Source organism: Streptomyces katrae (assembly GCF_000966975.1).
Classification (GTDB): Bacteria; Actinomycetota; Actinomycetes; order Streptomycetales; family Streptomycetaceae; genus Streptomyces; species Streptomyces katrae.
The window spans coordinates 1-7,207 of record NZ_JZWV01001033.1 but is presented as its reverse complement, the minus strand read 5'-3'; the positions used below and the strand labels follow the sequence as shown (position 1 = coordinate 7,207).

Here is a 7,207-nt window from a genome sequence, read left to right as displayed (position 1 = left end):
ATGTGTATAAGAGACAGCACCCCCACCGGCAGCCCGTGACAGGGCTCCCGTCCGCCAGGAGGAACTCCGCCGTGACCAAACATCACCCGCGCATCGTCGACCTCAGCGAGACCCAGCCCAACCGCAGGCGCGGCGGGGACCTGCGCGCCGTCCTCACCCCGACCTCGGTGGGCTCGACCAGCGGTTTCATGGGCCTGGCGGTGATGGCCCCGGGCGAGTCGATCGCCGAGCACTACCACCCGTACTCCGAGGAGTTCGTGTACGTGGTCGCCGGAACGCTGGAGGTCGACCTCGACGGGGAGACCCACCCGCTGCGCACCGACCAGGGGCTGCTGGTCCCGCTGAACGTGCGCCACCGGTTCCGCAACGTCGGCTCCTCCGAGGCCCGGATGGTCTTCCACCTCGGTCCCCTCGCCCCGGATCCCAAGCTCGGGCACGTGGACACCGAGGAGGCTCCGAACCCGGACGCCACCGCCTGGGCCGAGCGCCCGCCGGAGCGGACGGGAGCCGCCTCGTGACCGGCCGGCGGGTGGCCGTCACGGGGGTGGGGGTCGTGGCCCCCGGCGGCATCGGCGCCCCCGCCTTCTGGGACCTGCTGTCCAACGGACGTACGGCGACCAGGGGCATCACCCTCTTCGACCCGGACGGGTTCCGCTCCCGGATAGCCGCCGAGGTCGACTTCGACCCCACCGAGCACGGTTTCACCGAGGACGAGGCGGCGCGGGCGGACCGGTACATCCAGTTCGCCCTGGTCGCGGCCCGTGAGGCGGTGGCCGACTCCGGCCTGGAGCTGGACGGCGAGAGCGCCTGGCGCACGGGCGTGTCCCTGGGCACGGCGGTCGGCGGCACCACCCGGCTGGAGCACGACTACGTGGACGTCAGCCAGCGGGGCGCGTGGTGGGACGTGGACCACCGCCTCTCCTCCCCCTTCCTGCACCGGGCGTTCACCCCGGCCACCCTGGCCTCGGCGGTGGCGGAGCAGACGGGGGCGCGCGGTCCCGTACAGACCGTGTCCACCGGCTGCACCTCGGGGCTCGACGCCGTCGGGTACGCCGTGCACTCCATCCAGGAGGGCCGGATGGACGTCTGCATCGCGGGCGCCTCCGACTCCCCGGTCTCCCCCATCACCGTGGCCTGCTTCGACGCCATCAAGGCGACCTCGGCGAACAACGAGGACCCGGCGCACGCCTCCCGGCCCTTCGACGCCGACCGGGACGGTTTCGTCCTCGGCGAGGGCGGGGCGGTGCTGGTCCTGGAGGAACTGGAGCGGGCGCGGGCCCGGGGCGCGCGGATCTACTGCGAGATCGGCGGGTACGCCACCTTCGGCAACGCCCACCACATGACCGGGCTGACCGCCGAGGGCCTGGAGATGGCCCGGGCGATAGAGACGGCGCTGGCCCAGGCCCGCGTCGACGCCCGGGAGATCGACTACGTCAACGCGCACGGCTCCGGCACCAAGCAGAACGACCGCCACGAGACGGCGGCCGTGAAGCGGGTGCTCGGCGACCACGCGTACCGGACGCCGATGACCTCCATCAAGTCCATGGTGGGGCACTCGCTGGGCGCCATCGGGGCGATCGAACTCGCCGCCTGCGTCCTGGCGATGACCCACCACGTGGTGCCGCCGACCGCGAACTACGAGACCCCCGACCCGGAATGCGACCTGGACTACGTGCCGCGCACCGCGCGGAAGCACACCCTGCGCAACGTGCTGTCGGTGGGGAGCGGCTTCGGCGGCTTCCAGTCCGCCGTGGTCCTGACCCAGCCCAAGGAGGTACGCGCGTGAAGAGCCGTACGGCCGGTCCCGTGGCGGCCATCACCGGTATCGGGGTGGTCGCGCCGAACGGGATCGGCGCGGAAGCCTTCTGGAAGGCGACCCAGGCCGGCGACAGCGTCCTGGACCGGGTGACCCGGCAGGGGTGCGAGCACCTTCCGGTCCGGGTGGCGGGCGAGGTGCGGGGGTTCGACCCGGGTTCGCTGGTGGAGGAGCGGTTCCTCGTCCAGACGGACCGCTTCAGCCACTACGCGCTGGCGGCGGCCGACCTCGCGCTGGAGCACGCCCGGCTGGGCCGTGCCGACTACGCGGACGACCCGTACGCGGTGGGCGTGGTGACGGCGGCCGGCTCGGGCGGCGGCGAGTTCGGGCAGCGCGAGCTGCAGCGGCTGTGGGGGCGGGGCCCCCGCTACGTCGGCCCGTACCAGTCGATCGCCTGGTTCTACGCGGCGAGCACCGGCCAGATCTCCATCCGGCGCGGGTTCAAGGGCCCGTGCGGGGTGGTGTGCAGTGACGAGGCGGGCGGGCTGGACGCGTTCGCGCACGCCGTCCGGGCGATCCGGCAGGGCAGCCAAGCAATGCTCGTCGGCGCGACGGAGGCCCCGCTGGCGCCCTACTCGGTGGTCTGCCAGGTGGGGTACGAGGGGCTGAGCACCGGGGACGACCCGGAGCGCGCCTACCGGCCCTTCACGGCGAAGGCCTGCGGGTTCGTCCCGGCGGAGGGCGGCGCCATGTTCACCGTCGAGGACGCGGCCGAGGCCGTGCGGCGGGGGGCGCCCGTGCGGGCCCTGCTGGCCGGGCACTGCGCCACCTTCACCCCGCCGGGCCGGCCGGAGGACTCCGAAGGGCTGGCCCACGCCGTCCGCGGCGCCCTGCGGGAGGCGGGCTGCGCGCCGGAGGAGGTGGACGTGGTCTTCGCGGACGCCCTGGGCACGCCCGAGGCGGACGCGGCCGAGGCGGCGGCGCTGCGGGAGGCGCTGGGCGCGTACGGGTCGAAGGTGCCGGTGACGGCGCCCAAGACCGGGACCGGACGGGCGTACTGCGCGGCCGGGACCCTCGACACGGCCGCCGCCGTCCTGGCCCTGGAGCACGGCGTCGTCCCGCCCACGCCGAACGTCTTCGACGTCTGCCACGACCTCGACGTGGTCACCGGCAGCGCCCGCGTAGCCCCCGTGCGGACCGCGCTCGTCCTGAGCCGCGGACGGATGGGGTCGAACGCGGCACTCGTCCTGCGCAAGGGGCCTTGAGGCGCCGGCGCGCAGGAATCCGTATCCGGTTCATCAGGGCCGCGCGGGCGACCGGCCGGCCCCCGGAAGCAGGAGAGAGAAGGCACGATGTCCGACCGACTGACCATGGAAGAGCTGGCGGCGCTCATGAAGAGCGCCGGCATCACCGTCGACCCCGCGGAGCTGACGAGCCGTCCGGACTCGCGGTTCGACGACTACGGCCTGGATTCGCTGGGCCTGCTCGGCATCGTGGGCGAGCTGGAGAACCGGCGCGGCCGGGCGCTGCCCACGGACGCCGACCGCTGCAAGAGCCCGCGCGAGTTCGTCGACCTCGTCAACAACAGCCTCATGACAGGAGCCTGATATGCCCGGCCACACCGACAACGAGATCACCGTCAAGGCGCCCGTGGACGTCGTCTGGGACGTCACGAACGACCTGCCGAACTGGCCCGAGCTGTTCAGCGAGTACGCCTCCGTCGAGATCCTGGAGCAGGCCGGGAACACCACCCGGTTCCGCCTGGCCATGCACCCTGACGAGAACGGGGTGGTGTGGAGCTGGGTCTCGGAGCGCACGGTGGACCGCGCGGGGCTCACGGTGAAGGCGCGCCGGGTGGAGACCGGCCCGTTCGCGCACATGAACATCCACTGGGAGTACGGCGAGGTCCCGGGCGGCACCCGGATGCGGTGGGTGCAGGACTTCGCGATGAAGCCGGACGCGCCGATCGACGACGCGGGGATGACCGCCCGCATCAACAAGAACTCCAAGATCCAGATGGAGCTGATCCGGGACAAGATCGAGCGGGCGCACCGGGCGGAGGCCAAGTCGCCGGCGGGCCGCCGCTGATTTCCCCCTCCGACTCCCCCGCCCTCTCCGAAAGGCGACCCCCGATGCACCAAGCCCTCATCGTGGCCCGGATGGCACCCGGTTCCGCACCCGACATCGCGCGCCTGTTCGCCGCCTCCGACGCCGGCGAGCTGCCGCACCTGGTCGGGGTCCGGCGCCGCAGCCTCTTCCAGTTCGGGGAGGTGTACATGCACCTGGTCGAGTGCGACACCGATCCCGGTCCGGCCATCGCCAAGGTCGTCGGGCACCCGGAGTTCCGCGACCTGAGCGACCGGCTCCAGGCGTACGTCAGCCCGCACGACCCGGAGACCTGGCGGAGCCCCAAGGACGCGATGGCCCAGCGGTTCTACCTCTGGGAGCGGGACGCCGCCCGGTAGTCCGTACGGGTGCCCAAGCCGGTGCCGCACCGCCGGACGGCCTGGGCACCCACGGCCAGTAACGGGGGGAATTCGGCAGGTAGTTTTTGAATGAATACCTGACTGAATTGCCGTCAACAAGGTTCCACCTCTTATCTCGATTTGATAACGACCTCCCTTTAAAGGCCTGGACCTTTGTCGTGCGACGCGCGTAACTACCCTGTTTTCAAAGCGAATTGACAGTTCATCAAATCAGGCCCGAAGGTAACGGATAGATTTCCCGGGCCCGGCTCCCGTTTGTCCGAATTCTCCACGGCGCTCATCTGGCACGCTTCTGCGCACCCACTCCCCTGACCAGGACTTGAGGTGCGCATGACAGCACGACCCAAGGGCCGGCGCCGCCGGACCGACCAGCGACGCACACCGCGGAAACTGATACTCCTGACCGCCGCGGCGGCGTCGGCGGCGCTGCTCGCGGGCGGATTCGCCTACTCCCGCCTCGGCCCCGACGCCGAGGCGAGCACGCCCGCACTGGCCGGCGCCCCGGCCGCCGCCGCCGAACCGGCCGCCGCACCGGCCCGGGACGAGGAGCCGGCCCCGCTCGCGAAGAAGCCCGCGAACGAGGACGCCAAGGGCATGGTCTACGACGGCCTCGACGCGGCCCCCAAGGGCGACCGCTGCGCCGGCGTCTACCGCACCGAGGCCGGACTCTGCACGCACGGCCCCGACGCCCCGCCCAAGGACGTGGACATCAAGGCCGACGTCCGGCCCGTGGTCAACTCCAAGGCCGCCGCGGCCGATCCGGCCTCCCCCGCCTCCGCCGACCCGGCCGCCACGGACGGCGGCGGGCGTCCTCAGGACGCGCCCGCCGCCGACGCCCGGAGCGTCGCGGCGAGCGCGAAGGCCCCGGCCCCGCCGTCCGGCGGCCAGGCGGTCGCCACCGGTCCGGCCGGACAGACCGTCCAGTGCGACGGCGACGGCAGCACCGGCAACCGCGTCCAGGTCGTCTACGCGCACGGCCCCGGCCGCGACCGCTACGCCGAGTACGCGGCCTCGTTCCGCAAGTGGGCGGTCGACGCCGACATGATCTACGCGGCCAGCGCCAAGGAGACCGGCGGCATCCGCCACATCCGCTACGTGACGGCCGCCGACTGCACGCCCTCGGTGCTGGACATCGAGCTCCCGGACTCCGCGCTCGCGGAGTTCAGCGCCACCAACAACGCGCTGGCCGGCAAGGGGCTCAACCGCCGCGACCGCAAGTACATGATCTTCGCGGACACCCAGGTCTACTGCGGCATCGGCACCTTCAACGGCGACGAGCGCCACGGCCAGGACAACCTGAGCAACATCGACGCCTCCACACCGCCGCACACGAACTCGGCCACAACCTGGGCGCGGTCAACAACAGCGCGCCCAACACCAGCCGGGGCGCGCACTGCACGGATGAGTACGACGTCATGTGCTACTCGGACACGCCGTACTACCCGCAGATGCGCTACGTCTGCAACAACCAGGCGAAGGAGAACATCCTCGACTGCAACCACGACGACTACTTCCACACCAGCCCGCAGCCGGGCAGCTACCTCGCCACGCACTGGAACATCGCCGACAACCAGTTCCTGATGCGGACCGAGGGCGGGGGCGGCACCGACCCGAACCCGAACCCCTCCCCGAAGCCGACCCCCTCCCCCACCAAGAAGCCCTCGGGCGGCCCGACGGTGACGGCCGGCCAGATCCAGCCGGACTCGGTGGTGCTGAGCTGGCCCAAGGTCGACGGCGCCGCCTGGTACCAGGTCCTGCTGAACGACAAGCACCTGACCTGGGTCCAGTCCACCTCCCTGCGCGTCTACAACCTCCGTCCCGGCACCGCCTACACGGCCGCCGTCTCGGTCCGCGACGCCTCCGGCCGTGACACCGGCCCCGGCAAGGCCGCCTCCTTCCGCACGGCCGACTCCGGCCGACTCCGGCGGCGGTACCACGACCGCCCCGGGCACCCGCTACGTGCTCGGCAACGGCAGCAGCGGCATGGCGGCCGAACTGTGGGGCGGCCGCACCGCCGACGGGACCGTCCTGGTCGCCGGCCGGTCCAACGGCTACGCGCAGCAGCAGTGGTACTTCGACGACGCCGGCAACGGCCTGGTGCGGATCCGGTCGGCCGTCTCCGGCAAGTGCCTGCAGCCCGGCGGCGCCCCGGCCGCGGGGATGTGGATCGCGCAGCAGCCCTGCGCCGGCGGCTCGGCCGCGCAGCAGTGGAAGATCTCCTCCCGCGACGGCGCGGTGACGGTCTCCGACCCGAGCGGCGGCTTCGCCCTCGCGGTGAGCAACCGGCCCTACTACGGGGACTGGCTGCTCGAACTCCAGCGCGCGGACGGCCGTCCGGCGCAGGTCTGGACGGCCCGCAAGGCCGCCTGACCCCCCGATGACCGGCGGGCGGCCCTACTCCCCTAGGGCCGCCCGCCCTTTCGTATCCCCGCACTCCACCTCATCTGGAGCACCGTGAGCACTCCGAGCACCGCGCACGCCCGTATCCGGCGCGCCGCCCTGCCGCCCCTGACCGCACTGGCCCTCACCGTCCTGGGCGCCGCCGTCGCCGGCCCCGCCCTGGCCCATGGCGACACCCTGAACGTGGTGATCACCGGCCAGCGCGCCGGTCACGTCACCGCCGACGTCACCTGGGAGAACGACGGGGACGCCGTCGAGGAGGCCGTGGCCGCCACCGTGAACGCCGTCAGCGCCGACGGCACCCGTACGGAGGGGCCCTGGAAGCTGGTGCGCGACCCCGGCAGGGCGGCGGGCTGGACCACCACCGAGACGCTTCCGGCCGGGACCTGGACGGTGACCGTCGAGGCGGGGTTCCCCTCGCTGGGCCGTGCCCGCAAGGAGGTCGGCGTCCCGGTGGCGGACCCGGCCCCCACGGCCGGCGCCCCCACGCCGGCCTCCCCCTCCGCCCCGGCCGCCCCCGGCTCCTCCGCCCCGCCCGCGCCTTCCGCCCCGCCCGCCTCCTCCG

9 protein-coding genes are annotated in these 7,207 nt (G+C 72.9%); all 9 read left to right on the top strand.

Going from position 1 to position 7,207, the window contains the following annotated elements:
* Positions 1–71: 71 nt before the first annotated feature.
* Positions 72–518 carry a cupin domain-containing protein gene (locus VR44_RS31830; protein WP_045951097.1) on the top strand — a complete coding sequence of 149 codons (447 nt, stop codon included), beginning with the start codon at positions 72–74 and terminating at the stop codon, positions 516–518.
* The gene (locus VR44_RS31825; RefSeq protein WP_045951096.1) at positions 515–1,786 is read left to right on the top strand and encodes a beta-ketoacyl-[acyl-carrier-protein] synthase family protein; all 1,272 of its coding nucleotides are present in this window, start codon (positions 515–517) and stop codon (positions 1,784–1,786) included. Before VR44_RS31830 ends, VR44_RS31825 begins: the two co-directional genes overlap by 4 nt.
* Positions 1,783–3,021 carry a beta-ketoacyl synthase N-terminal-like domain-containing protein gene (locus VR44_RS31820; RefSeq protein ID WP_094192051.1) on the top strand — a complete coding sequence of 413 codons (1,239 nt, stop codon included), beginning with the start codon at positions 1,783–1,785 and terminating at the stop codon, positions 3,019–3,021. Before VR44_RS31825 ends, VR44_RS31820 begins: the two co-directional genes overlap by 4 nt.
* Before the next feature lie 87 nt (positions 3,022–3,108).
* A complete protein-coding gene (locus tag VR44_RS31815; protein WP_045951095.1) occupies positions 3,109–3,363 on the top strand; it encodes an acyl carrier protein in 255 nt (84 codons plus the stop codon).
* A 1-nt stretch (position 3,364) separates the two neighbouring features.
* Positions 3,365–3,844 carry an SRPBCC family protein gene (locus VR44_RS31810; protein WP_045951094.1) on the top strand — a complete coding sequence of 160 codons (480 nt, stop codon included), beginning with the start codon at positions 3,365–3,367 and terminating at the stop codon, positions 3,842–3,844.
* Between the two features lie 44 nt (positions 3,845–3,888).
* Positions 3,889–4,221, top strand: coding sequence for a TcmI family type II polyketide cyclase (locus tag VR44_RS31805; RefSeq protein ID WP_045951093.1), 333 nt, complete (start codon positions 3,889–3,891; stop codon positions 4,219–4,221).
* A gap of 351 nt (positions 4,222–4,572) precedes the next feature.
* Complete coding sequence (locus VR44_RS46580; RefSeq protein WP_052713931.1) at positions 4,573–5,823, top strand: hypothetical protein; 1,251 nt, start codon at positions 4,573–4,575, stop codon at positions 5,821–5,823.
* 285 nt (positions 5,824–6,108) lie between these two features.
* On the top strand, positions 6,109–6,612 hold the full coding sequence (locus VR44_RS46575; protein WP_157880472.1) for an RICIN domain-containing protein: 504 nt from the start codon (positions 6,109–6,111) through the stop codon (positions 6,610–6,612).
* A gap of 84 nt (positions 6,613–6,696) precedes the next feature.
* Positions 6,697–7,207, top strand: a 511-nt coding sequence (locus VR44_RS45460) for a hypothetical protein (RefSeq protein WP_045951092.1), incomplete at its 3' end; no start/stop codon positions are given.